Below are 24,749 nucleotides of genomic sequence, written 5' to 3' on the forward strand. Positions count from 1 at the left end.
GGTCTATCCTTTCATTCTCGGCATTCACATGCCCGGCATTGGTTGGTGGATCGAAACGAACAAACCGTAACGGATCGACCAGAGGCCAAGGGCAATCAGCACCAACCCCGCGATCGTCGGCATCCGGCGCGAAAAACGGCCAAGCCAGTCGATCGCCCGGCGCGCCGGCGCAAACAGAACCGCGACGACAAGCGGCAATGACAACGCCAAGCCGAACAGTGCGAGTGAGAGAAATCCTTTGACAAGCGGTCTGCCGTCCGCACTGCTCGCTGCGGCGGTACCCAGAAGCGCCAGGATAAGAGGGGCGGCGCAGGCAGGGATATTGAAACCGAACAGTACGCCCAGACCAGCCGATCCGCGCATGTTGGACAGACGGGAGAAGCTGGGACCGACTGAGACCATCAGACGGCCGGCGTAGCCGGTTAGAACAAGCAAGCCGAGGATGGCATAAAGGCTGCCCAGGGCAATCCAGATGTCCTTTTGCACACCCAGGAACAGACTTCCCAGGAACGCTGCAAGCAGGCCGAACAAGCCGATCGTCACGGCGCGCGACAAGGCAAACCCGACCGTTTGGACAAGCTTGTTTCTGGGGCTTTTGTTTTCCAGAAATCCGATGAAGACCAGCGTGGTGCCCAGCGTGCAGGGCTCGATAAAGCCAAACAGCCCGAGACCGATCGGCAGAAGAATCGTCGCGGTGACGAAATCAGGGCTCATAGCCGTGCAGTTACTCGGTAACCGGGGCGTTCGATGATCGCCGCAAGCCGATCTTCCGTAACAGTCTCCGGATCATACAGGATCCGCGCTTCGCCATCCTTGAACGAGGCGGTAGCCACCTTAACGCCCGGTTCCTTTTCCACCAGGGCTTTGACGGTGCTGGCGCACCCGTCGCAGCGCAGCCCCTCGATCTTGAAAATCGTGTTCTTCATTGGTCTTCTCTTTCCTTGTTGAGGGCGGTCCTGTTGGTGGCGGGCGACGCCTTGTTCTCCGAACGACCGCCACAGCAAGGCGGTGTCAGCGCGGCCATGATCGAGCACCCCTGCAAACCACCCTGCCCAGGGCAAGCCGCAATCAGACGCTCCAACGCAGCGCCGATGTCATGGAGCCGCTGGATTTTCCGCTGCACTTCGGCGAGCTTCGTGGTGGCCTGCTTCTGGACTTCGGCGCAATCGGTGTCGGGATCGGCTCGCAACGCCAGAAGTTCGTGGATCTCTCGTAGCGAAAACCCGAGCTCTTGGGCTTCCTTGATGAACCGGATGCGTTCGATCGTCTCGGCAGGATAGTGCCGCATCCCTGAACCAGCCGGCTTCGGCGGTTGTCGAACAAGATGCTGCCGCTCGTAGAACCGGATCGTCTCGACTCCGACGCCCGCCTCACGTGCGGCGTTTCCAATGGTCAGGTTTGCTCTCATCTTTCCACCTCGCGGCCAATATGGCGTCCGTACAGTGGTACGGAGTCAAGAGGGGTAATTCGATATCGTGCAACGAAAAATCCGACGTGAGTTTCGGCAGTATCAGCCGACCTAGCTAAATCCAGGAGATGCATCAGGCAGTTGAGGTGTCGTTTTCGGGTAAACCCCAGCGACACTACCATCTGAGACAGTTTTTCAGCATCAATAGGATTATTTCCAGCATTTTGATACGATAACGTGAAGCCGTCTGGAGCCTCGCGAGACACTTCATGACCGCTTATGGCTATGCCCGCGTCAGCACGATTGACCAGGATCTCACGATTCAGTAGCGCGCCCTGCGTGCGGCGGGCTGCCAGGTGATCCGCGCCGAGAAAGCGAGCGGTTCGCGCCGTGACGGCCGTACGGAACTCGCCCTTCTGCTCGACTTCCTTAACGCCGGCGATACGCTGGTGGTGACTCGGATCGATCGACTGGCGCGGTCGATGAAGGACCTTCAGGATATCGTTCACGAGCTGAAGGCCAAAGGGGTCGCGCTACGCGCCACTGAACAGCCCGTGGATACCGGCACGGCGGCCGGTAAGGCATTTCTGGACATGCTCGGCGTATTCGCCGAGTTCGAGACCAATCTGCGTCGCGAGCGGCAGTTGGAGGGCATATCGGCGGCCAAGGCGCGGGGCGTCTATCGGGGACGCAAGCCCAGCATCGATGTCGCTGAGGTCAAGCGGCTGAAGGAATTTGGTCTTGGACCCACGGCGATCGCCCGCAAGCTCGGCATCGGGCGGGCTTCCGTCTATCGGGCGCTGGAAGCCGGATGATGGTAACCGGCGGTCGCCTTTCGGTGCCGCCAGAGAGCCTGGTCGGTCTGCGACGCCGGCTCGACACGATGCCTGATCGGGCGGACGTGATCAAGCAGGCCGCGGCACTCTACGGCGTGTCGACAACCACGCTGTATCGCCAGTTGCGCACCCTGCATCGCCCGCGTCCCATTCGCCGCGCTGATCGCGGCCGGCCCCGCAAGGTGCCGATCGCCGAGTTGGAACGCTGGTGCGAAATCATTGCCGCGCTCAAGCTGCACACCACCAACAAGATAGGGGCATCATCTCTCGACCGGCCGGGCCATCCAACTTCTGGAGGAATACGGCGCTGAGACACCGGACGGATTGATCCGGCTGCCGACCAAAACTCTGTCGCGCCCCACGGCTGACCGTTACCTGCGGCAATGGGGTTACGATCAGGCCCGCATCAGCCGAGGGCCGGTCGCCGTGCGTTTCCAGGCTGAGCGGTCGAATGATCTCTGGCAGTTCGACCTCAGCCCGTCCGATCTTAAGCATGTGCCGCGGCCGCTCTGGGCGGAGGCGGGTCGGGGCGCACCGACGCTGATGCTCTACAGCATCGTCGATGACCGGTCTGGTGTCGTCTATCAGGAATATCGCTGCGTTTATGGCGAGGATGTCGAAGCCGCGCTGCGCTTCCTGTTCAATGTAATGACCGCGAAATCCGACGAAAGCGGCCTGGTGCTGCAAGGCATTCCAGAGGCGATCTATGCCGACAATGCTGAGAGGCAAACAGCGCCAGCAGGATAATCACCGCCAGCGGCATGATGTAGGGTTTTAGCGCAGCAGTCGCGACATCGACCCCTTCAAGCGCGCTGAGCACTGAGATTGCAGGCGTGATGATACCGTCGCCATAGATCAGCGCAGCACCGAACAGGCCGCAAATCACCAGGATGCGCCCGCGTTCGGTATTGTTGCGGCCGATCAGCGACATCAGCGCCAGAATGCCGCCTTCGCCATGATTATCGGCCCGCATTACGAAGACACAATATTTGATCGAAATCGTGATGATCAGCGTCCAGAAAATCAGTGACAGAACGCCGAGCGCCAGTTTCGGATCGACGGACCACCCGCATCGCTGATCACGGTCTGCATCGTATAAAGCGGGCTGGTACCCAGATCGCCATAGACGATGCCGAGTGCCGCGAGTGCCGCGACTGGGGTGGTCCTGCGCGAAGCAGAGGCTGCGCCGTGCTCGGTCTGACTGTCCGGTATCGCCATGCTTAATTCCTCTCAATCGCTTCGTATGGCCTAGAACGCTATCCGAACTGAGCGAATCGCGGATGATTCCCGAATCAGTTGTTTTCTGATTCAAGCTTTCTGCCGGAGCGGGAGGCCGGCAGAAATGTCGAAAGCGCTTTCGCTGGATTTGCGGCAACGGGTGATAGCTGCCGTGAGGGATGAGGGATTGAGCCACCGCGTGGCGGCGGCGCGTTTCAAGGTGAGTGCCGCCAGCATCAGCCGCTGGCGTGCGCTGGAGCGGCAATCCGGCGATCTTCGGCCCGGGCCGTTGGGAGGCGACCGGCGTAGCGCGGCGATCGAAGCACATGCTGGCATGATTCTGCGCACCTTCGAGGCCCGCCGGGACATGGCGATCGAGGAGTTGCGGGGCGTACTTGCTGAGCAGGGACTGCGTTTCGGCTACGGCACGCTGTGGCGCTTCTTTGCCCGGCACGGGCTGACGCGCAAAAAAAGACCGCCCATGCCGCCGAGCAGGCCCGTCCCGATGTGCTGAGCGCGCGCGAGGTCTGGTTCGATGCGCAGATCGACCTCGATCCCGATCGGTTGGTCTTCGTCGATGAAACCTGGGCGGAGCAGCGCAAGGTTCCGCGTGCGAAGCGCGTGGAATTGCTGCGGAGGGCAGCACCAACATGGCGCGGCGCTACGGCCGCTGTCCACGCGGCGAGCGTTTGCGGATGAGCGTGCCGCACGGCCATTGGAAAACCACCACCGTAATCACCGGTCTGCGCAACAGCGGTATCGTCGCCCCGTTCGTGATCGACGGCGCCGTCGACCGCGACGTCTTCGAGACCTGGGTTGAGTACGTCCTCATTCCCGAGCTTCGCGTGGGCGACGTCGTGGTCATGGACAACCTGTCCAGCCACAAGGGGCCGCGCGTGAAGGCTCTGATCCAGGCCGCCGGTGCCGAGTTACGATATCTGCCGCCCTACAGCCCAGACTTCAACCCGATCGAAAACGCCTTCGCCAAGCTCAAAACGCTGCTGCGCAAGGAAGCCGCCCGCACCGTCGATACATTATGGTCCGCCATCGGACGCCTCGTTGACCTCATCACACCCGCAGAGTGCGCCAACATGTTCGCCGCGGAAGGATACGATCCAGAATGATGGGATTCTGCTCTAGCGGCATCGCAACCGAAAGAGGAATCGGACGCCGACGGGCCAGTACGATGGGCACAAGTGCGCGCAGTTCCATCGAAGGACATGTGGCCATTCTCGATTGTGGCCGCCGAACATTTCTATTCCTTCGATCCTCTACGATGACGTAACTTTCTTGTTGCGTGGCTGATTTTTAGGTTCTCTATCTATGCCCGTTCTTATTCGTGAGCGGGATTGATGAGCGGGACAAAAATTCTCTGGGGCCAGATGCTGGGCGCACTCGCGATGGTGCTGCTCGGCTGTTGGGCGGCGACGGAGTGGACCGCCTGGCAGCTTGGCTTCCAGCCGGCGCTCGGCCCAACGTGGGCCAGTCTCGGGTCCATCCGGCTCTACCAGCCGCAACTGTTCTTCGCCTGGTGGTATCATTTTGACGCCTATGCGCCCGGGGTTTTCGCCAAAGGCGCGGTCATCGCGTCCGTGGGCGGTTTAGGTGCAGCGTTGCTAGCGATCGGGGCATCGCTGCTCCGCGCTCGGCAATCCCACCGCGTCACCACCTATGGCTCCGCGCGCTGGGCGACCAAGCGCGACATTGCCGCCGCCGGGTTGTTCGGGGGCACCGGCGTCCAACTCGGGCGGATTGGCCCCGATGCCCTGCGCCACGATGGGCCGGAGCACGTGCTGTGTTTTGCGCCGACGCGTTCGGGCAAAGGCGTCGGCCTCGTGGTGCCGACGCTGCTGTCATGGACCGGGAGCGTCATCGTTCACGATATCAAGGGCGAGAACTGGACCCTGACCGCCGGCTGGCGCGCCCAGTTCAGCCATTGCCTGCTATTCGACCCGACCAACCCGCATTCCGCCGCCTACAACCCGCTGCTCGAAGTCCGCCGTAGCGAGTGGGAGGTGCGCGACGTCCAGAATATCGCCGATGTGCTGGTCGACCCCGAAGGCGCGCTGGAACGGCGCAACCACTGGGAGAAGACCAGTCATTCGCTGCTGGTCGGTGCGATCCTGCACGTGCTCTACGCCGAGCCGGACAAGACCCTGGCCGGTGTCGCCACCTTCCTCTCCGACCCGACGCGGCCGATCGAGCGCACCCTGCGCGCGATGATGACCACGCGTCATCTCGGTGCATCCGGCGTTCATCCGGTCATTGCGCAATCGGCCCGCGAACTCCTGAACAAATCCGAGAACGAGCGCTCGGGCGTGCTGAGCACGGCGATGTCGTTCCTCGGCCTCTACCGCGATCCGGTGGTGGCGAAGGTCACCTCGCATTCCGATTGGCGAATTGCCGATCTGGCTTCGGCGGATCGGCCGGTCTCGCTCTACCTCGTCGTGCCACCCTCGGATATCTCGCGCACCAAGCCACTGATCCGGCTCGTGCTCAACCAGATCGGCCGTCGCCTCACCGAGACGCTGGATGATTCTGTTCGTCGCGCCACCGCTGCAAACTCATCGCGGTTGCTGTTGATGCTCGACGAATTCCCGGCGCTGGGACGGTTGGACTTCTTCGAATCCACGCTCGCCTTCATGGCCGGTTACGGGATTCGTGCCTTTCTGATCGCGCAGTCGCTTAACCAGATCCAGAAAGCCTATGGCGAGCACGATGCGATCCTGGACAATTGCCATGTCCGGGTCTGCTTTGCGACCAACGACGAGCGCACCGCCAAACGTGTTTCCGACGCGCTCGGCACCGCCACCGAACTTCGGGCGATGAAGAACTATGCCGGCCATCGGCTGGCGCCGTGGCTGTCGCATCTGATGGTCAGCCGCCAGGAGACCGCCCGCCCACTATTGACGCCGGGTGAGGTGATGCAGCTCCCGCCGACCGACGAGATCATCATGATCGCCGGCCTGCCGCCGATCCGGGCCAAGAAGCTGCGCTACTACGAGGAGAGGTGCTTTCGGGACCGGATGCTGCCCGCGCCGGTGCTGTCGGCAGACGGATATGGTGATTGCCCGCCAGCGCACGGCGACGACTGGACCGGTATTGCTGCGATCGGAACCCCCGGTATCGAATGCAGCAATGCCGACGAACCACCTGCCGATCCCGCCAATGGCGGCATCCGCCAGGAACCCGAGCTCCCGGAGCATGAATCCGTCGTGCCGACACGCGCGCCGGCGCACGAATTCGATTTCCCGGAAGATGACCCGGATGACGAACCGCAGCGCCAGCGGACCCTTGCAGCGATGCAGCGCCAGACCGTGCGTGCCGCCGCGATGGATCAGGACGACGGCCTGGGACTGAGCATGTAGATCATGAAGAGCCGCCTGAACTGCTACTTCGATCCCAAACTCGCCGACCAGCTCACCAGTTTTGCGCTGCGCCAGGGCATCCATCGTTCGCAACTGGTTGAGGCGGCGGTCATGGCGTTTCTCTCCCCCGATGCGCTGGATCGCCGCGAAGCCGCCTTTGTCCGCCGGCTGGATCGCCTGTCGCGACAGCTGGAGCGGATCGAGCGCGATCTGACCATCGCCATCGAGGTGCAGGCGCAGTTCGTGCGGTTCTGGCTGTCAGCCTCGCCACCGATCCCGCCGGACCAGCAGGATGCCGCTAAGGCCCGTGGTTCGAGCCGCTACAAAGGGTTTATCGAGACCCTGGGCCGGCGGCTCCAGCGCGGGGACTCCCTGGTCCGCGAGATCAGCAAAGAAATTACTCCCGAATTCAACGGACGGGACAACGCCGCGGCCGACACCAGCACCGGTGCCAGCGCCGGCGGCAGCGACATGGACGACGCGGTATTAGCACATGACGCGACCCTCGCCGGGATGGAGGATAAAAATGTTGGCACCTGACGGGGCAGGGGTCCTGCTTTCCCGCTCGGTGCGGATGCTGCGGACCGCTCTGGGTCCGGCCATTGCTGCGCTGTTGGCGGACCCGGAGATCGTCGAGGTGATGCTCAATCCGGACGGCAAGCTCTGGGTGGACCGGCTCGGTGCCGGCCTCGCCGATACCGGCCTGATCATGCAGCCCTCCGATGGCGAGCGGATCCTCCGCCTGGTGGCCCATCATGTCGGGCTCGAGGCCCATGCCCGTAACCCGCGCATCTCGGCTGAACTGCCCGAGACCGGCGAACGCTTCGAGGGTCTGTTGCCGCCGATCGTGACCGGTCCCGCCTTCGCCATCCGCAAACCAGCGATCGCGGTATTCTCGCTCGACGATTATGTCGCAGCCGGGATCATGTTGCCCAGTCAGGCAGCCCTGCTGCGCACCGCTATCACCGAACGCTGGAACATTCTGGTCACTGGAGGCACCTCGACCGGCAAGACCACGCTCGCCAACGCGCTGCTCAGGGAGGTCGCTGCCACCGGTGATCGTGTCGTGATCATCGAGGACACGCGCGAACTCCAGGTCGAAGCGCCGAACCTGGTGTCGCTCCGGACCAAGGATGGCGTCTGTTCGCTCGCCGATCTGGTCCGTTCCAGCCTGCGTCTGCGGCCCGATCGGATTCCGATCGGCGAAGTCCGCGGAGCAGAGGCGCTCGACCTGCTGAAGGCCTGGGGTACCGGCCATCCCGGCGGGATCGGTACGATTCACGCCGGCTCGGCGCTCGGCGCGCTGCGCCGGCTGGAACAGCTCATCCAGGAGGCGGTGGTCAACGTGCCGCGCCCGCTGATCGCCGAAACCATCGATCTGATCGCCGTTCTGCAGGGACGCGGCCGGCACCGCCGTCTCGCCGGCATCTGGCAGGTCGCCAAGACGCTCACCGCCGGCGACTACGTGCTCACCGAGATCGGGTCCGTACCCGACTCCAATGTTTTTCTCCTCCAAACCGGAAGCCAACCATGACACGCAAGTCGCACAAGACGCTCGAAACGTCTGAACCGCTCAAGATGCCGAAATCGCCCAGACCTTCAAAGCGCCTGGAGACTCCTGTTTATCCCTGGCAGCCGAAGCTGGTCGCCATTCTGGCGGGCGCGATGCTGTGGCCGGCTTCCGCCCTGGCGGCCGGGTCCAACATGCCATGGGAGCAGCCGCTCCAACAGATCCTGAATTCGATCGAGGGGCCGGTGGCAAAGATCATCGCCGTGCTGATCATCATCGGCACCGGCCTCGGCCTCGCCTTCGGCGAAAGCTCCGGCGGCATGCGCCGGCTGATCCAGATCGTGTTCGGCCTGTCGATCGCTTTTGCCGCCGCAAGCTTCTTCCTGACCTTCTTCAACTTCTCCGGCGGAGCGCTGGTCGGATGAGCAACCTGGCAGACATCCCCGGCTGGTCGGTGCCGCTGCATCGAAGCCTCACCGAGCCGATCCTGCTCGCGGGCATCCCGCGCGGCATGGCGATCGCGCTCGGCACGCTGGCGGCAGCGATCGGCCTCGGGCTGCAACTCTGGCTGGCCGGGATCGCGATCTATCTGATCGGCCATACGGCAGCGTTGTTCCTGACCCGGCAAGACCCGCAATTCGGGCCGGTGTTCGCGCGGCATCTGCGTGCCGCCCGCCATCATCTCGACATTTGATCAGGAGCGGAACGGAAGATGCTCGATCTTCGGGAATATCGTACCAGGCGCCGGGAGCTTGCCGATTTTCTGCCCTGGGCGGGGCTGGTCGGTCCGGGCATCGTGCTGAACAAGGACGGTGCGCTCCAGCGCACCGCGCAATTCCGCGGGCCTGATCTCGATTCCAGCACCGCGGCCGAATTGATCGCGGTGACCGCGCGGGTCAACAATGCCCTCAAGCGCCTGGGTGAGGGCTGGGCGATCTTCGTCGAGGCTGCAAGATCCGCCGCTCCGGGCTATCCGGCGAGCCCGTTCCCCGATCCGGTGTCGTGGCTGGTCGACGAGGAACGCCGGCACGGCTTCGAGGAGGAAGGGGCACATTTCGAGAGCCGGTATTATCTGACGTTCTGCTATCTCGCGCCGCCGGAACGCGCCGAGCGGACCAACCGACTGCTCTACGAGCGGGGCCATCGACCCGATCAGCGACAACGACGCCCCCGAAGCCGAGCGCAAAGGCAAGACCAAGATCAAAACCAAGACGAGGCACACGGCCCCAGGCGAGGCCAGGGCGAGTCCAGCGAGATCGACTGGCGCGGCATTCTGGACGGGTTCGTCGCCGAATCCGACCGTGTGCTCGACCTGCTGGCCTCCCTCATGCCGGATTGCGCCTGGCTGGATGACGCCGAGACATTGGCCTATCTACATGACACGATCTCGACCAATGGGCATCATCCGGTCACGGTGCCGGAGGTGCCGTTCTATCTCGACGGGCTGTTGCCGGACTGCGATTTGACGCCCGGCGTCGCGCCGATGCTGGGGCGCTGCCATCTCCGCACGATCACGCTACGCGGCCTGCCGGACCGGACCTGGCCGGGATTGCTCGATGACCTCAATCGCCTACCCCTCGAATATCGCTGGGTCGCGCGCTGGCTTCCCTTGGAAAAACCCGAGGCGCAGAAAGAGCTGGGCAAGAAGCGCCGGCACTGGTGGGCTAAACGCAAGGGCATCGCCGCCCTGCTGCGCGAGGTGATCTGGCAGCAGGAGACCCGGCTGGTCGATACCGACGCCGAGAACCAATCGCTCGATGCCGATCTCGCACTCCAGGAACTCGGCTCCGATGCGGTCAGCTTCGGCTATTTCACCGCCACGGTGACGGTCTGGGATACTGACGAAGCGACCGTCGCCGATAAAATCCGCCAGATCGGCCGCGCGGTCCGATCGCAGGGTTTCGTCGCCGTCGAAGAAACCCTGAACGCGGTGGAAGCCTGGCTCGGCAGCCTGCCCGGCCAGTGCTACGCCAATATCCGCCAGCCGCTGGTCTCCTCGCTCAACCTCGTCCACCTGCTGCCGCTCTCGGCGGTCTGGGCCGGCCCGGAGCGCAATGCCCATCTTAATGGCCCGCCGCTGCTGATCGCCCATACCGCCGGATCGACGCCATTCCGCCTCGTGCTGCACCAGGGCGATGTCGGCCACGCGCTGATCGTCGGCCCCACCGGGGCCGGCAAGAGCGTACTTCTGGCGCTGATCGCGCTGCAATTCCGCCGCTATCCCGGTGCGCGTGCGGTGATCTTCGACAAGGGACGATCCTCGAAGGCGACCGTGCTTGGCATGGGCGGGGCATTCCACGATCTCGCGCTTGGCGGTGATGTCTCGCACCAGCATGATCACGCCGTCGCCTTCCAGCCGCTGGCGCGGATCGATGATGCCGCCGAGCGGGCCTGGGCAGCGGACTGGATCGCCACCCTGTTCGTCCAGGAGAGCATCGAACTCACGCCCGAGGTTCGCGGTGCCATCTGGTCAGCGCTCGGTTCGCTGGCGACGGCGCCATGGCCGGAGCGCACCTTGTCGGGTTTTGCCGCGTTGTTGCAGGCGAACCGGCTCAAGGCGGCGCTGGAGCCCTATACGATCGCCGGGCCGTTCGGCCGGCTGCTCGATGCCGAGCAGGAGAGCATCGGCACCACCGACGTACTCGCCTTCGAGACCGAGGATCTGCTCGGCGCAAAACACGCGGCGCGCGCCGTGCTAACCTATCTGTTCCACCGGATTGAAGCCGGGCTCGACGGCCGGCCGACCCTGATCGCGGTCGACGAGGCGTGGTTCGCCCTCGATGATCCGGTCTTTGCGCCAAAACTGCGTGAATGGCTCAAGACGCTCCGGCGCAAGAATGCCTCGGTGCTGTTCTCGACCCAGAGCCTTGCCGATATCACGCGCTCGCCGGTCGCCCCTGCGGTGATCGAAAGCTGCCTGTCGCGCATCTTCCTGCCAAATGCACGCGCAATCGAGCCGGAGAGCCGGGATGCCTATGCGCGTCTCGGCCTCAATGACCGGCAGATCGAGACCATCGCGCGCGCGGTCCCCAAACGCGAATACTGGTTCCAGTCGGCCGCCGGTTGCCGGCTGTTCGAACTCGGCCTCGGCGACATCGCGCTGGCGTTCTGCGGCGCCAGCCGGGCGGAAGACCTCGCCGCGATCGACCGGGTAATGGCCACCCACGGACCTGATGATTTTCCGGGGGGTTGGCTGCGTGAGCGCGGTCTCGCTTGGGCTGCGGAGCTTCTACCACCCTCACACGCCGTGGCTTTGGATCAATCCGAACCCAGTACAAAAGCCCGCTATCGATTGCGACTGGATGCCGGCGTCGAGCCTACCCTGCAGCACCCGCAGCTCCCGTTCAGCGACGGTGTCGAAGTGCAGCACCCATCCAAAACGCGCGCCGGTCCCCCGACGGAGGTACCATCATGAATCGCTTAACCCACCTCGAACACCAACAGAAAATCATCGGCATGGCCTTGATCGGATTGTTGGCGATCGCCGCCCCGATCTCGACGCAAGCCGACATCCCGGTGATCGATTTCTCAAACCTGACCCAGAACGTGCTAACCGCCGCGCGGACGCTGGACGAGGTCAACAACCAGGTTACCCAGCTCCAGCAGGGCATTTCGATGTTGGAGAACCAGGCGCGTAATCTCACATCGTTGCCGTTCTCCGTGCTTTCCCAGCTGCAATCCTCGATGGGGCAGATCAACCAGCTGATGGGGCAGGCCCAAAGTCTTGCCTACACCGTCCAGCAGGTGCAGCAGCAGTTCCGCACCCTCTATCCGGACTACCAGTCATCCGGTTTCCAGGGCAATGTTACCCAGGCCGGCCTGCTGGCCGATGCCAATGCGCGCTGGCAGGCCTCGATCAATACCTTTCAGCACACGATGGACGTACAAAGCCAGATCGTCGCCGCGATCCCCACCGATCAAGCCGATCTTTCATCCTTGGTCACCGAAAGCCAGGGCGCGGTTGGTGCTCTACAGGCGATCCAATCCAGCAATCAGCTGCTCGCCCTGCAATCGCGCCAGCTTTCCGCGACGCAAGATCTGATCGCCGCCGATGCACGCGCCCAGGCCGCGAATGCCATGCAAAACGCGGAGGTCCAGTCGGCCGCGCAGGCGGAATGGCAACGCTTTTATGGCAACGGCGTCGGCTATACTTTTGCTCCGGTCAATCTGTTCGGAGGATCAGCACCATGAACACCAAATCCCTTGTCGCCATTTCATTTATCGTCATCGACGTTGTCGGCACATCTGCGCCGGCACGGGCCAGCGTCCCGACGATCGATCAATTGGTCGCCAACCCAAAAATGCTCACGGCCGAGCTCGATCGTTGCAAGCAACTCGGCATGGCGGCCAATGACGATGCGCGCTGCCATACTGCGTGGCAGGCGCAGAGCAAGCAGTTCTTTGGGAAGGCGCCGACCTACACCAAGAAGCCAGTGAACATTTTCCCGGGCACACCTGCTTATGTATCACCCGTGACACCGGGGCAGAAAAAATCGACATTCGGCAAGCCCTCGCCAGGGGCGCCCCCAAATGGGTAGCAACACATCCATCATTGACCATTTCCTGAATGTCTTCAGCCGTTACATCGATAGCGGCTTCGGTTTGATATCACCGGACGTTGGATTTCTCGTCACCGTTCTGATTGGTATCGATGCCACTCTGGCTGGTCTGGCCTGGGCTCTTGGCGATGACAATGTCATTCAGGCCTTCGCGAAGAAGATTTTGTATGTCGGATTCTTCGCATTCATACTCAACCAGTGGCAGTCCCTAACGGCAATTGTTTTTGAGAGCTTCGCTGGACTCGGCCTCAAAGCCACCGGCTCCACTCTGTCCTATGCCGACTTCCTCCATCCCGGCCTGCTCGCCCAAGCCGGCGTGCAAGGTGCCGACGTGCTGCTCTCGCAGATCCAGCGCCTCGCCGGGTTTCCGAACATTTTCTGGAACCTCGGCGAGATCCTGGTCATGGGCCTCTCCTGGATCGTCACGCTGCTCGGCTTCTTCGTGCTGGCAATCCTGCTGTTTCTGGCGATCATCGAATTCAAGCTCACGACTCTGAAAGGCTTCATTCTCGTCCCGTTCGCCCTCTGGCGTGGCACCGCCTTCATCGCCGAGCCGGTGCTCGGCCAGATCGTCACCTCCGGCGTCCGCGTTCTGGTGTTTGCCGTGGTGACTGGCATCGGCACCCAGTTGTTCAGTCAGATCCTGCCGAGCAATCCGTCGGCGGTACTGTCGCTGCAGGACGCGCTCACCATCCTGCTTGCATCCATGACCATTGCCGGTCTTGCGTTCTCCGCGAACCGCCTCGCGGCCGGCATCACCTCCGGTGCGCCGCAGCTTGGCCTTGGCAGTGCCGCCGCAGCGGGCGGTGCCGCTGCTGGTGTCGTGACATTGGCCGGCACGGGCGGGATCGCGGCGGTCCGCGCAGCGGCCTCCGGCGTCGGTGCCGCAACTTCCCTCGCCGGCGGCGCCAGCGGCGCCTACGCCTCCGGGAGCGTCAGCGGTGGCGGCTCCGTCTCCGCCGGCCTTGGCGGCGTCGCCCGAGGTGCCGCTGGCGCGGCTGGCAGCAGATTACGCGGCATCGCCCGGAGCGCCACCTCGGGATTGCGCGACCGCTTTGCTGCCGGCCAGCGCGCCGGCTGGGCTGCGACCGGCGGTAGTGGCTCCGGTGATGGCGGTTCCGGCAGTTCCGGCGGTGCAGACCCCGCATCGGTACCGCCGGGCGCCGCCAGGACTCCCGCTCGCTCGGGCGCGCCAGCCTGGGCCGAAAATCTCCGGCGGCGCGAAGCCCAACGAACAGCAGAGCGAATCGTCCGTGAGGGCGAAGCCGGTGGCGGCGGCATACGGCCCAATCTGCGAGGAGACCGGTCATGAGATGGCGCCGATCCTCCGCCCGCCTCTCCGAGACCGAAATCCTGGCCACACCCTACCAACGCGCCGGACAGCTTTGGGACCAGCGGATCGGCTCGGCCAGGGTCCAGGCCGCGAACTGGCGGCTGATGGCCTTCGGCTGCCTTACCCTCTCTGCAGCGGTCACCGCCGACGATATCCGCACCCATTCCCGCGCGATGGTCACGCCGTTCGTTGTCGAAGTGAACCACCTGGGCGCGGTGCAGGCGGTCGCGCCGGCCCAGACCGAAGTACAGCCCACCGCCACCGAGATCGCGTATTTTCTGGCGCAGTTCATCGAGCGGGTGCGCGGCCTGTCGGTCGATCCCGTCGTCGTCCGCAAGGCCTGGCTCGATGCCTATGCACAGATCACCAGCCACGCCAAACCGATGCTCGATGCCTATGCCCGCAAAGCCGATCCGTTCGGACGGATCGGCAAGCGCGCCATCACCGTCGATGTCACCAGCGTCGTCCGCGCAAGTCCGCGTTCCTTCCGCGTCGCCTGGGTCGAGCATCCCTACCAGGATGGCACCGCCCTGCCGCCCCAGCGCTGGACCGCCATTCTCACCGTGGTGATTCAGACCCCGCACACCGAAGCGGCACTGCGCCAGAACCCGCTCGGTATCTACATCGACGCGATCAGCTGGGCCCGCGAGGTCAACACCATCCAGACCGAAGGATCCACCCCATGAGATGTTTGCTCCTGCTCCCGGTCGCCGGCGCCTTGGCACTCTCCGCCTGCGCGCAGCAAGTGCCGAAAATTGCCTATGACGATCCGCAACCGGCCCATCTGATTGCACCGCCCCCGCCGCCCGTTCGCGTAGTGAAGCTGCCGGAACCGCTGCCCTTGCCGGGTCAGTTGAAGAAACTCCCCCCGGCCACGGCGTATCGGCAACCGCCGCAGCCAGCGAACCCGGTCGCGCGCGTAGCTGCCGCCAATGCAGCCGCGCGGATCGACCCGACGCGCGACGGCTACATCAACGCGATGCAGGTGTTTCCCTGGTCGACCGGCGCCCTCTATGAAATCTACGCCTCACCGCTGCACGTCACCGATATCGCGCTGCAGCCCGGCGAGCGCCTGATCTCGATCGCCGCCGGCGATACCGTGCAATGGAAGATCGGTAACACCACCAGCGGATCCGGGCCGAGCACGCAGGTCCATGTCCTGGTCAAGCCGATCTCGGCCGACCTGCCGATGAACAACATCGTCATCATGACCAACCGGCGCGCCTATCACCTCGAGATCCACCCGACCAAACGCACCTACATGGCCGCGGTCTCCTGGAATTATCCGCAGGACGATCTGCTGGCACTCAAGGCGCAGAACGCCGCCGCCACCAACTATACCGACACCGTCGCAGCAAGCGACGTCAATCTCGCGGCACTGAATTTCCGGTATCGGATCAGCGGCGATCATCCACCCTGGCGCCCCGTGCAGGCCTTCGATGACGGCTCAAAAGTCTACATCCAGTTCCCGTCCGGCATCGCCCAGGGCGACATGCCGCCGCTGTTCATCCTTGGCGCATCCGGCGGCAAGGCCGAGATCGTCAACTATCGGGTGCGCGGCAATACGATGATCGTCGATCGGCTGTTCGCAGCCGCCGAGCTCCGCCTCGGTGCCGGACCGCAGCAGATCGTGCGCATCACCCGAACGGATGGCACCAGTTGACCGGCCCGGACAACAGCCAGGTACCCTCATCGGCACCGTCGCCCAAAGCCGATCCGGCGTCATTCGCGATCCGTGCGCAGCCACGCGCCGTGACCCGGCTGTCGCGCCGGGCACTGATCATCGCCGCCGGTGGCCTCGCGCTCTGCATCGGTGGCGCCGTCTGGTGGGCATTCGCGCTGCACAGCTTTCGGATCACCACCGGCAAGCAACTCTACAACACCGATGTCCGGCCGTCGGCCCAGGCGATGAACGGCCTGCCGAAAGGCTATGCCGGCCTGACCAAGCCGAAGCCAATGCCAACACCCGCTCCTCCGAAGGTTCCCCAACTGGGACCGCCACTGCAAGGCGATCTCGGATCGCCGACATTCGGTCAGGCCGCGTCGCCCGACCTCGCGCTGGCGCCGACCAACCCATCAGAACAAGCGGCGGCCCGGCTTCGTGCCCAGGCTGCCCTCGCCGGGGTGTTCTTCACCATGACCCGGAGTCCTGGCGGTGGAGGCGACCGCGCTCGATACGCAGCGGCCAGCAGACAGGCGAACCTATCACGAACAGCACACCCGGAGGGGGCCGATCTTCCCGGCGAAACCCTGACGGACCATCACACCGATCCCGGCGAGCAGGGCGAGAAACAAGCCTTCCTGAACAACCCGGTCGCTCGCTCGGTCTATTCGCCGGACCGCCTGCAAAACCCCGTCAGTCCCTACGAGCTGATGGCCGGGAGCGTCATTCCGGCCGCGCTGATCACCGGCCTGAATTCCGATCTGCCCGGCCCGGTGATCGCCCAGGTGACGCAGGACGTCTACGACAGCGTCACCGGTCACTATCTCCTGGTTCCGCAGGGCGCCAAGCTGATCGGCAAATATGACAGCGTCGTCGCCTACGGCCAGTCGCGCGTGCTGCTAATCTGGACGCGGCTCATCATGCCGGATGGCAGTTCGATCGTGCTCGACAATCTGCCCGCAGCCGACACGCAAGGCTATGCGGGGCTCAAGGACGGCGTGGATTATCATTTCTGGAAGCTGCTGCGCGGCGTCGCGCTGTCATCCCTCCTCGGCGTCTCCAGCGCGCTCGCAACCAACAACGTCGTCGGCGGCAACAGCTCCGGCAATCTGATCATCTCGCTCGGCCAAAGCGGCGATCAGGCCACCAATCAGGCGGGCCAGCAAATCATCTCGCATGACCTCGGCGTCCAGCCGACCCTGACCGTCCGCCCGGGGTTCCCGTTCGACGTGATGGTCAGCCGTGACATCGTATTCCGACCCTACACAGGGTCGTGAGAGGGAAGGGAGCAAAAAAATGGCAAAACTTCGTATCGGTGCACTGCCAGACGACCGGCCGGTGAAGCGGACCATTACGTTCACCGCTGCGCAGAATAATCTGCTGCGCGACTACGCCGCAGCAATCGCCGTCCAGGACGGTCTGGCGGATGCCCCGCTGGCCGAGAAACTGGTGCCCGCGATCGTCGAGCGCTTCATCACCACCGACAGGGGGTTTCGGAGTCGGAATGAGAAAGAGATGAGCGCGTCAAAGGCGGAAAATCGGTCCGGTTTGAAGGGTGGCGAGACACGCGGCGATACGAGTGTAAAAGATCGTCCGGCAATTTAGACCTTATGTTCGCGCCGTGAACTGTAGGCGGCTCGCCTCACGACATGCAATCTCCGAGGGTTAAGCCGTCGGGAAGACGGTTCAGAGCCTCATGCATGGGAGACGAGCCAGATGAAATCTAGCACGAGCTACGTTGGGCTGGATGTGCACAAGTCGACGATATCAGTTACGGTCGCCGACGAGGGGCGAGGCGGCGAGGTCAGAAATCACGGTGTGGTCGAGAACCGCGCCGACCTTCTGATCAAACTGGCGGAGCGGCTGAGCCGGCGCGGGCAACGGCTGCATTTCTGCTATGAAGCAGGTCCCTGTGGATATGGCCTGCACCGGCTGCTGAGCGGGCTCGGCCACGACTGCACGGTGGTTGCGCCATCGTTGATTCCGAAGAAGCCGGGCGACCGGGTGAAGACCAACCGGCGCGACGCGACGATGTTGGCCAGGTTGCATCGGGCCGGAGAGCTGACCGCGGTCTGGGTTCCCGATGCGACGCACGAAGCCATTCGTGATCTTGTTCGTGCCCGGGCGACCGCCGCGCGTGGTCTGACCAAGGCGAGGCAGCACCTCACCGGATTTCTGTTGCGGCACGGCAAGATCTATGCCGGCCCCCGCGCGTAGACGGTGGCGTACCGGCGTTGGCTGACGACGGTGCGGTTTGCCCATCCCGCCCAGCAGATCGTTCTGCAGGACTATGTCAATGCGGTTGAGGATGCGGAGACGCGGATCGCCAGGCTGGTCGAGCAGATCGAGCTGCTACTCGAGCAGTGGTCGATGGCACCCGTGGTGACGGCGATCCAGGCGATGCGGGGAGTGGCGTTCATCAACGCGGTCACCATCGTCGCTGAGATCGGCGATTTTGCGCGGTTCACGAATCCCCGCCAATTGATGGCCTATGTGGGGCTTGTGCCGTCGGAGCATTCAAGCGGCGACAGTGTGCGACGGGACGGCACGGCATCACGAAAGCCGGGAATAGTCAGGCTCGCCGGGCACTGATTGAGGGAGCCTGGAGCTACCGCATGCAAGCGAGGATCAGCCGAAAGCTGCACGATCGTATCGAAGGCCTGCCAAAGGGCATTCGGGATACTGCTTGGAAGGCGCAGTTGCGTCTCTGCGCGCGATATCGTCGCCTGGTCGCCGCAGGCAAGAAGACAGTCGTTGTCACCACCGCAATCGCACGCGAGATGATCGGTTTCATCTGGGCGATCGCCCGCCAGGTCGAGCCGCAGTTAGCGTAGTCAGAAGCACGATCACGCCACGAACAGGAGGACAAAGAACACCGCGATCATTCTACAGGCGCCCAAGGTTGGAGGCAGGGCCAGGTGGGGAACCCTCGTGCCTGTTATGAGCCGATCCTCCGACCGACGCTCGCGTTTAGAGCGAGGCAGCCCCGAGACGAAACTCCGGAAATGCGGTAGCCAACCCGCGCATGAGAGCTTGTTAAACCGGCGTCTTTAGGTCCTGCCTCCTGCCTTGGGCACCGCCAGAACGAAACTTGCTCCGGTTGCTGCCGGCAGGCGAAGCGCGCATTCATCCTTGACAGCGAACATGAGAGCAGGCTCGTTGCGAAGAATCTTGCAACCAAACCTAGGGTCTATACCCATTGCCGCGACCACGAGTTGTCTGATTCAAGCTGCACAGGAGGGCTTGGATCATGGCGGAATTGTTTTGGCTGAACGAGGTGCAATGGGGGGCTATTGAGCCGTTGCTGCCACACTGGGGCGGCAAGCCACGGGTGGATGATCGTCGGATCATTAGCGGCATCCTACACCGTTTCCGCGAGGGCCTGCGCTGGCGCGCACTTCCTGACGCGTATGGCCCGCGCACAACGGTGTTTAATCGGTTCAATCGTTGGAGCCAGCGCGGGTTATGGCAGCAGCTCTTTGCGGCTCTTGCGGGATGCGCAGACCCGCCGCTCCTCGCAATGGTGGATAGCACAGCGGTTCGTGCGCATCGTTCGGCCGCCGGCGCAAAAGGGGGACGCAGAAGCAAGCGATCGGCCGCTCGCGCGGCGGCCCCACTACCAAAATCCATGCGCTGTGCGACCAACTCGGCCGGCTCTACGCCTTGATGCTGACGGGCGGCCAGGTTCACGATATCTGGGGTGCTCGTGCTCTGCTGGCGCGCGTTGCCACACCCGCGCGCTTTCTCGGCGACAAAGCCTATGACGCAGACGACATCAGAGACTATCTGGCCGCAGACGGCAGCGAAGCCGTCATACCATCCAAGGCCAACCGCAAAGAACCAAGGCCACACGACCCCATCGCCTACAAGATGCGCAACATCATCGAGCGCTCCTTCAATCGTCTCAAGGATTGGCGCGGCATCGCAACTCGCTACGATAAGAAGGCCGCCAACTTCCTGGCCGGCGTCTGTCTCGCCGCCACAGTCACCTATTGGCTGCAATGAGTCCGCGCCCTAGCACTACAGTTGCAATTTTGAATTGAGGTATGACTGTCGGGCTGTGGCCTGGTGTGCTCGTCGGAAGATGGACCAGGCGAGGCTATGAGCGATCGGGATGCGGCGCTGCGCCAGTTTCAGGGCGAGGCGCCGGATTTCCTGGATCGACCAGCGGATGAGCTTTGCCGTGGCTTCGACGGCGTTTTTTTCGGCGTCATGGCATTTGCCTGATATCGAACGGCACCCATCATGGCGCAGGCGAGCATGACCAGGGACACATGTCTGTGCCAGCCATGCCAAGAGCGGGTCTCGTTGTGGTCGAGACCGAATTCATTCTTGGCGGTCTCGAAGCTTTCTTCGATGCGCCAGCGTGTGCCTTCGACCCGGACCAGGGTTTCGATGGCGGTGTCCTTCGGACACCAGGTGGTGAAATAGGCGAGTTCGCCATCGGCGATGCTGCGCCGGATCAACAGGCCGCGAGTCCAGACGCCGCAAACCGGCGCATCATATTCTTTGGCATCGAGATCGGCGAGCGGGCAGTACGCCCAATCGTAGAACCGCTCGCCTTTGGTGCCGTGGCCCGCCGACAGGCGCGTCCAGAAGCCGGTCGGCAAATCTTTCGCAATCTCCTGCGCCTCGCCGGCGATGGCGATGTCCGAACTCCAGGAATTGAACCGGTGATTGGCGTTGACGCCAAGCACGTAGCCCTTGCCGGCGCGACGGAGTGTCATTTCAATCTCGCCCACGCCGTAGACGCTATCGGCTGCAACCCAAGCGAACGGAACATCGGCGGCAAGGGCACGGGTTACCATGGAAGCCGCCTGTGCCGGCTTGGTCGCGAATGTCACGCCCACCGGCACATAAGCCGCTTTCATGCGGGCCGGATCGGATGTCCAGGCTTTCGGCAGGTAGAGCGCACGGTCGATGAAGGCGTGCCCTTTGGTCGAGACATAGGCGGCAAACACACCGATCTGACAGTTTGTGATCTTCCCCGCTGAACCCGTGTATTGACGACCGACCCCGCACGATGCCTTGCCCTGCTTGAGAAACCCGGTCTCGTCGATCACCAAAACAGCATCGTCGTCGCCCAGATGCTCGATGACGTAGTCCCGGACGATGTCGCGCAGGGCGTCGGCATCCCACCGCCCGCGACCCAGCAGCGCTTGCTGTCGCCACGGGCCGTCATCACCTGCCGCCTCAGCCCGCATCCAGCCGGTCTTGCGTGGCTCGTTGCCGAGCAGCACGTCCAGGAACCGTCCAGCCGAAGCCGCCACACGTTCCTGCGTGAACAACGGCCGCATGCGACGCTTGGCATCACGCAGCGACGCCGCCCACAGCGCCAATGTATCCTCAACCGACGCACCGCCGATCATCATGTCCTGAATCATGGTTGCCCATAGATTCAGAAACCTCCCAAAATTGCAACTGTAGTGCTAGCACTACTTTGGCAGATTATACTGGGCGGCCTCGCCGAGGAGTTTCGCGCAGTGCGGGCATCTCCTGGGCGGAGGTCGCACGAAGAGGTCAAGGATGGCTTGCCTGATGGCCGGCAGGCTCGGTTGTGGCGGCGGTCCTCCGATTCTTTTTTTTCCGTCCCGCGGCCTTGAGGCGGCGGGACTGGAGGAAGGCGTAGGCGATCATGGTCATCAAGGCGTGCCGGTGTAACCCGATCCAGGATCTGCCTTCGAAGTGGTCGAGGCCGAGTTCCTCCTTCAGCTGCTGATGCGCCTGCTCGCACACCCATCTGGCTTTGATTGTCGCGGCGAGCAACCTGAGGCTGGTATCAGCTGGAAGGTTCGACACATAGTATTTCTGCTCGCCCGTCGACCGGCGCTCACCAACGAGCCAGACCTCGTCGCCCGGCATGCATTGCACGCGATCGTCGGCCATGCGGTGCTTGTGGCCGTCCGCGACGCGAACGCGACGGGCCGCGAACAGACATGTCAGCCGGCCCTTCGTGCCTCGTCGCCAGTTGATCCTTCGCCACTTCTCTTCAATCAAGGCCGCTTCGGCGGAGACCGGCGGCCGATCCGGAATGCTGTATTTGCGCGGCCTTCCGGCATTGGCGACCGGGAAGATCAAGGCGACGTCTGCGGGATAAACGTTTTGGCGCCGCGACAGCCCCATCGCCCATTTGAGACCGCGCTCGCTCAGAGCCTGACGGAACGGCCCGCTGGACCCGTAACCGGAATCGGCGAGAACGCAGCCGAAACGCACGCCAGAGGCGATGATGCGATCGATCTCCTCGATGGCAATTTCCGGTTTTGTCAGCGCGACCTTTCGCTCCTCCGGCACGCGAGCCCGCGCCATACGCTCGGGGTCGCTCGTCCACTCTTCTGGCAGGAACAGCCGCAGGCCCGCCATCACCGGGACCTCTCGCGACGCGAGCGTCAGCGAGACCAACGACTGACAATTCGCCGTCTTGCCCAACGCAGAAGCATATTGCGGCGCGACGCCGACCGAATGCTCTCCCTTCTTCGGCAACGCCGTGTCGTCGACGATCAGCCACGCGTTGTCCCCGCCGACCATTCGGTCGGCCTCGGCGAGCAGCGCCTTCTCAAGCGGCGCCGCGTCCCACGCGCCGCTCGCGATGAAATGATGAAGCTGGTCGTACCCGACGTCGCCGTCGCGCGCCGCCATGGGCTGGACGCTCTTGCGATCTCCCGCGCCGATCAACCCCGCGACATAGGCCGGGCACATCCGCGCTCGCGTCTTGTGCCGGAAAGCGTTCACGAACGGCGCCAGCCAGCGTTCCAGATCAGACTTCCAGCTCTCGTCCATGGTCGACCCTCCGCAAGCCGACCTCCCATGAATCACGCAAAACCCATTTTGAGAACCCAAAAACCGACAAACCACTCAAAAATCTGCCAAAGTAGTGCTAGATTGCATGCTCGGTTTGCGTCCGCACTTGAACCTCCATGAATCAAGCTGCTGCCCGAAAAAGTAAATCCTGCTGGAAATCTGCGCCGGCAACCACTTTGATCTCCTGCGCAAGCACCTGGAGCTCACGCAAGTCATGACGGTTGCGGTTCCCCGCAACCATCTTGATTTGCGCCTCCAGAACAGAAATGGAACCAAGCCCCGATGCACACGCGCCGGGGCTTTTGTCGTTCCCGCCCCCAGACGCAAGACGCAGTATCCCCGCCAGCGCGCCCCGGAGTTCAACCTTCAGTTCCGCGCCCTCCGGCACCAGGATCACCGCCTCGATCAGCGTGCGGATGATACTGAATGCCTCGTCCTTCGTGGTCGGATCCTGCAGCGCCTCGTGCAGGTTGGCGACCGCCTCGCGGTAGAGTTCGGCCATCGCCGGATGAAGCGAAGGTTCGGGCGCGGTCTCGCGGGCGAGCAGGATCAAAAGTTCCTCCTTCCGCGCCTCGATCCGGATCATCTCGTCGCGAAGGCTGGACGCCGGCATGCCCTCGGCGATCGCATCGATGATCCGGGCCTTGCGGTGTTCGATGCGTTTGAGCTCCTCCCGCATCCCCGAAAAATGCGCCCGCCTCTGCGCGCTGGCGGTATTCTGCTCGGCGACGAACGCCTCGGTGAATTCCCTGAACAGCGCCGGGTCCATCAGCCGGTGGCGCAGCCCGTCCAGCACAATGGCTTCGAGCCGGTCGCCGCGGATGTTCAGCCGGTTGTCGCAGGTGCCCTTGTTCCGCGCCGCCGCGCAACCGAACAATGTCGCGCTGATCTTGCTGTAGGCGCCACCGCATACACCGCACCGCATCAGGCCGGTGAGAAGGTGTTTGGGCCGCTGGTGGCGCCAGAATTCTGCCCCCGATGAGTTGCGGCGGGCACTTGGTTCCGTGGCCATGTCCGGACGGGTCGCCTTGCGCATGTTGCCCTGTCGCTCCTTGACCGCGGCCCAGAGCTCGTCGTCGATGATCCTCAGCGCGGGGATCTCGGTGATCACCCATTTGCCGGGATCGTTCAGCCGTGAAACCCGCTTCCCGGTGGCCGGATCCTTTATGTAATGCAGCCGGTTCCACACCATCCGGCCGATGTAGAGTTCGTTGTTCAGGATGCCGGTGCCGCGTTCGGCGTTGCCGTTGATCGTGCTCTGGCTCCAGCCTTCACCGCGCGGCCCCGGAATCTTCTCCTTGTTGAGCTGGACGGCGATCGCGCGTGGTGATTTGCCATGAGAAAACTCTCGGAAGATCCGGCGCACGACCTCGGCTTGTGCTCCGTTGATCGTCCGCTCGCCGGTCTTCGCCGCGCCATCGGCGCCGAACTGGCGGACCACGTCGTATCCATATGAATTGCCACCGCCGGAGCGTCCTGCTTCGACCCTGCCTCTCAGGCCCCGGCGCGTCTTGTCGGCGAGGTCCTTCAGGAACAGCGCGTTCATCGTGCCCTTCAGCCCGATATGCATCTCACCGATCTCGCCTTCGGCAAGGGTCACGATCGAGACGCCGGCAAAGCGCAGGCGCTTGAACAGCGCGGCAATGTCCTCCTGGTCGCGCGACAACCGGTCCATTGCCTCGGCCAGCACGATGTCGAACCGGCCGCGGCCCGCGTCGGCCATCAGTTCCTGGATGCCAGGCCGGAGCAGCGACGCCCCTGAAATCGCCCGGTCGGCGTAGCTGTCCACCACCCGCCAGCCCTGCCGCCCCGCATGCTCCCGGCACACACGCAGCTGGTCCTCGATCGACGCCGCACTCTGAAGGTCACTCGAAAAGCGGGCGTACAATGCAACTCGGGCGTTGGTCATCGCTCTGGCTCTGGTCATGAGTGAGCACCTATCGTTTGGGACCACGGCACCCAATGTCAAGCTTTCCGCGGATTGCACGCCGGAATCCAGACCAATCAATTCCAACCGCAGGTCGCCCACCCAAGGTCCAACACCGCAATGAAGTCG

The 24,749-nt window shown here is 63.4% G+C and carries 19 protein-coding genes and 6 pseudogenes; 18 read left to right on the forward strand and 7 right to left on the reverse strand.

Going from position 1 to position 24,749, the window contains the following annotated elements:
• Window positions 1-24 precede the first annotated feature (24 nt).
• From APM_RS16470 to APM_RS16480, 3 genes are read right to left on the reverse strand one after another with little or no spacing between them, the layout of a single operon-like run.
• Window positions 25-714 carry a cytochrome c biogenesis CcdA family protein gene (locus APM_RS16470; RefSeq protein ID WP_007424516.1) on the reverse strand — a complete coding sequence of 230 codons (690 nt, stop codon included), beginning with the start codon at window positions 712-714 and terminating at the stop codon, window positions 25-27.
• Window positions 711-926, reverse strand: a complete 216-nt coding sequence (locus APM_RS16475; protein WP_007424517.1) for a heavy-metal-associated domain-containing protein — start codon at window positions 924-926, stop codon at window positions 711-713. The genes APM_RS16470 and APM_RS16475 overlap by 4 nt, the downstream gene beginning before the upstream one ends.
• On the reverse strand, window positions 923-1,408 hold the full coding sequence (locus APM_RS16480) for a MerR family DNA-binding protein (RefSeq protein ID WP_007424518.1): 486 nt from the start codon (window positions 1,406-1,408) through the stop codon (window positions 923-925). Before APM_RS16480 ends, APM_RS16475 begins: the two co-directional genes overlap by 4 nt.
• A gap of 269 nt (window positions 1,409-1,677) precedes the next feature.
• On the opposite strand from APM_RS16480, the pseudogene APM_RS16485 reads away from it, so the two are divergent.
• Window positions 1,678-2,223, forward strand: a pseudogene (locus APM_RS16485) (recombinase family protein).
• Between the two features lie 23 nt (window positions 2,224-2,246).
• A pseudogene (locus APM_RS22770) lies at window positions 2,247-2,961 on the forward strand (IS481 family transposase); the annotation flags it as partial.
• A gap of 1 nt (window position 2,962) precedes the next feature.
• Here APM_RS22770 and APM_RS20715 read toward each other — a convergent pair.
• Window positions 2,963-3,396, reverse strand: a pseudogene (locus APM_RS20715) (KUP/HAK/KT family potassium transporter); the annotation flags it as partial.
• 190 nt (window positions 3,397-3,586) lie between these two features.
• Between APM_RS20715 and APM_RS20720 the strand changes: the two are divergent.
• The 16 genes and pseudogenes from APM_RS20720 (at window position 3,587) to APM_RS20730 (ending at window position 19,900) form a co-directional block, all read left to right on the forward strand.
• A pseudogene (locus tag APM_RS20720) lies at window positions 3,587-4,586 on the forward strand (IS630 family transposase).
• Between the two features lie 228 nt (window positions 4,587-4,814).
• The gene (locus tag APM_RS16505; RefSeq protein WP_007424526.1) at window positions 4,815-6,830 is read left to right on the forward strand and encodes a conjugal transfer protein TraG; all 2,016 of its coding nucleotides are present in this window, start codon (window positions 4,815-4,817) and stop codon (window positions 6,828-6,830) included.
• 3 nt (window positions 6,831-6,833) lie between these two features.
• Window positions 6,834-7,370, forward strand: coding sequence for a hypothetical protein (locus APM_RS16510; RefSeq protein ID WP_007424527.1), 537 nt, complete (start codon window positions 6,834-6,836; stop codon window positions 7,368-7,370).
• Complete coding sequence (gene trbB, locus APM_RS16515; RefSeq protein WP_007424528.1) at window positions 7,357-8,364, forward strand: P-type conjugative transfer ATPase TrbB; 1,008 nt, start codon at window positions 7,357-7,359, stop codon at window positions 8,362-8,364. Before APM_RS16510 ends, trbB begins: the two co-directional genes overlap by 14 nt.
• Entirely contained in the window at window positions 8,361-8,765 is a 405-nt protein-coding gene (locus APM_RS16520) for a TrbC/VirB2 family protein (protein ID WP_007424529.1), read from the forward strand. Before trbB ends, APM_RS16520 begins: the two co-directional genes overlap by 4 nt.
• A complete protein-coding gene (locus APM_RS16525; protein ID WP_007424530.1) occupies window positions 8,762-9,034 on the forward strand; it encodes a VirB3 family type IV secretion system protein in 273 nt (90 codons plus the stop codon). The genes APM_RS16520 and APM_RS16525 overlap by 4 nt, the downstream gene beginning before the upstream one ends.
• A gap of 18 nt (window positions 9,035-9,052) precedes the next feature.
• A complete protein-coding gene (trbE, locus tag APM_RS16530; protein ID WP_007424531.1) occupies window positions 9,053-11,755 on the forward strand; it encodes a conjugal transfer protein TrbE in 2,703 nt (900 codons plus the stop codon).
• The gene (trbJ, locus tag APM_RS16535; protein WP_007424532.1) at window positions 11,752-12,531 is read left to right on the forward strand and encodes a P-type conjugative transfer protein TrbJ; all 780 of its coding nucleotides are present in this window, start codon (window positions 11,752-11,754) and stop codon (window positions 12,529-12,531) included. Before trbE ends, trbJ begins: the two co-directional genes overlap by 4 nt.
• Window positions 12,528-12,878 carry a putative entry exclusion protein TrbK-alt gene (gene trbK-alt, locus APM_RS16540; protein ID WP_007424533.1) on the forward strand — a complete coding sequence of 117 codons (351 nt, stop codon included), beginning with the start codon at window positions 12,528-12,530 and terminating at the stop codon, window positions 12,876-12,878. Before trbJ ends, trbK-alt begins: the two co-directional genes overlap by 4 nt.
• Complete coding sequence (gene trbL / locus APM_RS16545; protein ID WP_007424534.1) at window positions 12,871-14,211, forward strand: P-type conjugative transfer protein TrbL; 1,341 nt, start codon at window positions 12,871-12,873, stop codon at window positions 14,209-14,211. Before trbK-alt ends, trbL begins: the two co-directional genes overlap by 8 nt.
• Window positions 14,208-14,918, forward strand: a complete 711-nt coding sequence (trbF, locus tag APM_RS16550; protein ID WP_007424535.1) for a conjugal transfer protein TrbF — start codon at window positions 14,208-14,210, stop codon at window positions 14,916-14,918. Before trbL ends, trbF begins: the two co-directional genes overlap by 4 nt.
• Window positions 14,915-15,895 (forward strand): P-type conjugative transfer protein TrbG, encoded by a 981-nt coding sequence (gene trbG / locus APM_RS16555; protein WP_007424536.1) that lies wholly within the window; start codon window positions 14,915-14,917, stop codon window positions 15,893-15,895. Before trbF ends, trbG begins: the two co-directional genes overlap by 4 nt.
• A complete protein-coding gene (locus APM_RS16560) occupies window positions 15,892-17,172 on the forward strand; it encodes a TrbI/VirB10 family protein (RefSeq protein ID WP_039889036.1) in 1,281 nt (426 codons plus the stop codon). The genes trbG and APM_RS16560 overlap by 4 nt, the downstream gene beginning before the upstream one ends.
• Window positions 17,173-17,191: 19 nt before the next feature.
• Complete coding sequence (locus APM_RS16565) at window positions 17,192-17,500, forward strand: DUF2274 domain-containing protein (protein ID WP_007424538.1); 309 nt, start codon at window positions 17,192-17,194, stop codon at window positions 17,498-17,500.
• Between the two features lie 111 nt (window positions 17,501-17,611).
• A pseudogene (locus tag APM_RS20725) lies at window positions 17,612-18,729 on the forward strand (IS110 family transposase).
• Between the two features lie 416 nt (window positions 18,730-19,145).
• Window positions 19,146-19,900 (forward strand): annotated as a pseudogene (locus APM_RS20730) (IS5 family transposase).
• Window positions 19,901-20,028: 128 nt separating this feature from the next.
• Here the strand turns inward: APM_RS20730 and APM_RS16585 are convergent.
• The 3 genes from APM_RS16585 to APM_RS16595 form a co-directional block, all read right to left on the reverse strand.
• On the reverse strand, window positions 20,029-21,279 hold the full coding sequence (locus tag APM_RS16585) for an IS701 family transposase (RefSeq protein ID WP_007424543.1): 1,251 nt from the start codon (window positions 21,277-21,279) through the stop codon (window positions 20,029-20,031).
• A gap of 136 nt (window positions 21,280-21,415) precedes the next feature.
• Window positions 21,416-22,708 carry an IS701 family transposase gene (locus APM_RS16590; RefSeq protein WP_083818704.1) on the reverse strand — a complete coding sequence of 431 codons (1,293 nt, stop codon included), beginning with the start codon at window positions 22,706-22,708 and terminating at the stop codon, window positions 21,416-21,418.
• 106 nt (window positions 22,709-22,814) lie between these two features.
• The gene (locus APM_RS16595) at window positions 22,815-24,620 is read right to left on the reverse strand and encodes a recombinase family protein (RefSeq protein ID WP_050807216.1); all 1,806 of its coding nucleotides are present in this window, start codon (window positions 24,618-24,620) and stop codon (window positions 22,815-22,817) included.
• Between the last annotated feature and the right edge of the window lie 129 nt (window positions 24,621-24,749).

It is taken from the genome of Acidiphilium sp. PM (assembly GCF_000219295.1).
Classification (GTDB): Bacteria; Pseudomonadota; Alphaproteobacteria; order Acetobacterales; family Acetobacteraceae; genus Acidiphilium; species Acidiphilium multivorum.

Coding starts and splice junctions, on each gene's coding strand:
- APM_RS16470 (WP_007424516.1), bottom strand. CDS start 714: ATGAGCCCTGATTTCGTCACCGCGACGATTCTTCTGCCGATCGGTCTC.
- APM_RS16475 (WP_007424517.1), bottom strand. CDS start 926: ATGAAGAACACGATTTTCAAGATCGAGGGGCTGCGCTGCGACGGGTGC.
- APM_RS16480 (WP_007424518.1), bottom strand. CDS start 1,408: ATGAGAGCAAACCTGACCATTGGAAACGCCGCACGTGAGGCGGGCGTC.
- APM_RS16505 (WP_007424526.1), top strand. CDS start 4,815: ATGAGCGGGACAAAAATTCTCTGGGGCCAGATGCTGGGCGCACTCGCG.
- APM_RS16510 (WP_007424527.1), top strand. CDS start 6,834: ATGAAGAGCCGCCTGAACTGCTACTTCGATCCCAAACTCGCCGACCAG.
- trbB (WP_007424528.1), top strand. CDS start 7,357: ATGTTGGCACCTGACGGGGCAGGGGTCCTGCTTTCCCGCTCGGTGCGG.
- APM_RS16520 (WP_007424529.1), top strand. CDS start 8,361: ATGACACGCAAGTCGCACAAGACGCTCGAAACGTCTGAACCGCTCAAG.
- APM_RS16525 (WP_007424530.1), top strand. CDS start 8,762: ATGAGCAACCTGGCAGACATCCCCGGCTGGTCGGTGCCGCTGCATCGA.
- trbE (WP_007424531.1), top strand. CDS start 9,053: ATGCTCGATCTTCGGGAATATCGTACCAGGCGCCGGGAGCTTGCCGAT.
- trbJ (WP_007424532.1), top strand. CDS start 11,752: ATGAATCGCTTAACCCACCTCGAACACCAACAGAAAATCATCGGCATG.
- trbK-alt (WP_007424533.1), top strand. CDS start 12,528: ATGAACACCAAATCCCTTGTCGCCATTTCATTTATCGTCATCGACGTT.
- trbL (WP_007424534.1), top strand. CDS start 12,871: ATGGGTAGCAACACATCCATCATTGACCATTTCCTGAATGTCTTCAGC.
- trbF (WP_007424535.1), top strand. CDS start 14,208: ATGAGATGGCGCCGATCCTCCGCCCGCCTCTCCGAGACCGAAATCCTG.
- trbG (WP_007424536.1), top strand. CDS start 14,915: ATGAGATGTTTGCTCCTGCTCCCGGTCGCCGGCGCCTTGGCACTCTCC.
- APM_RS16565 (WP_007424538.1), top strand. CDS start 17,192: ATGGCAAAACTTCGTATCGGTGCACTGCCAGACGACCGGCCGGTGAAG.
- APM_RS16585 (WP_007424543.1), bottom strand. CDS start 21,279: ATGATTCAGGACATGATGATCGGCGGTGCGTCGGTTGAGGATACATTG.
- APM_RS16595 (WP_050807216.1), bottom strand. CDS start 24,620: ATGACCAGAGCCAGAGCGATGACCAACGCCCGAGTTGCATTGTACGCC.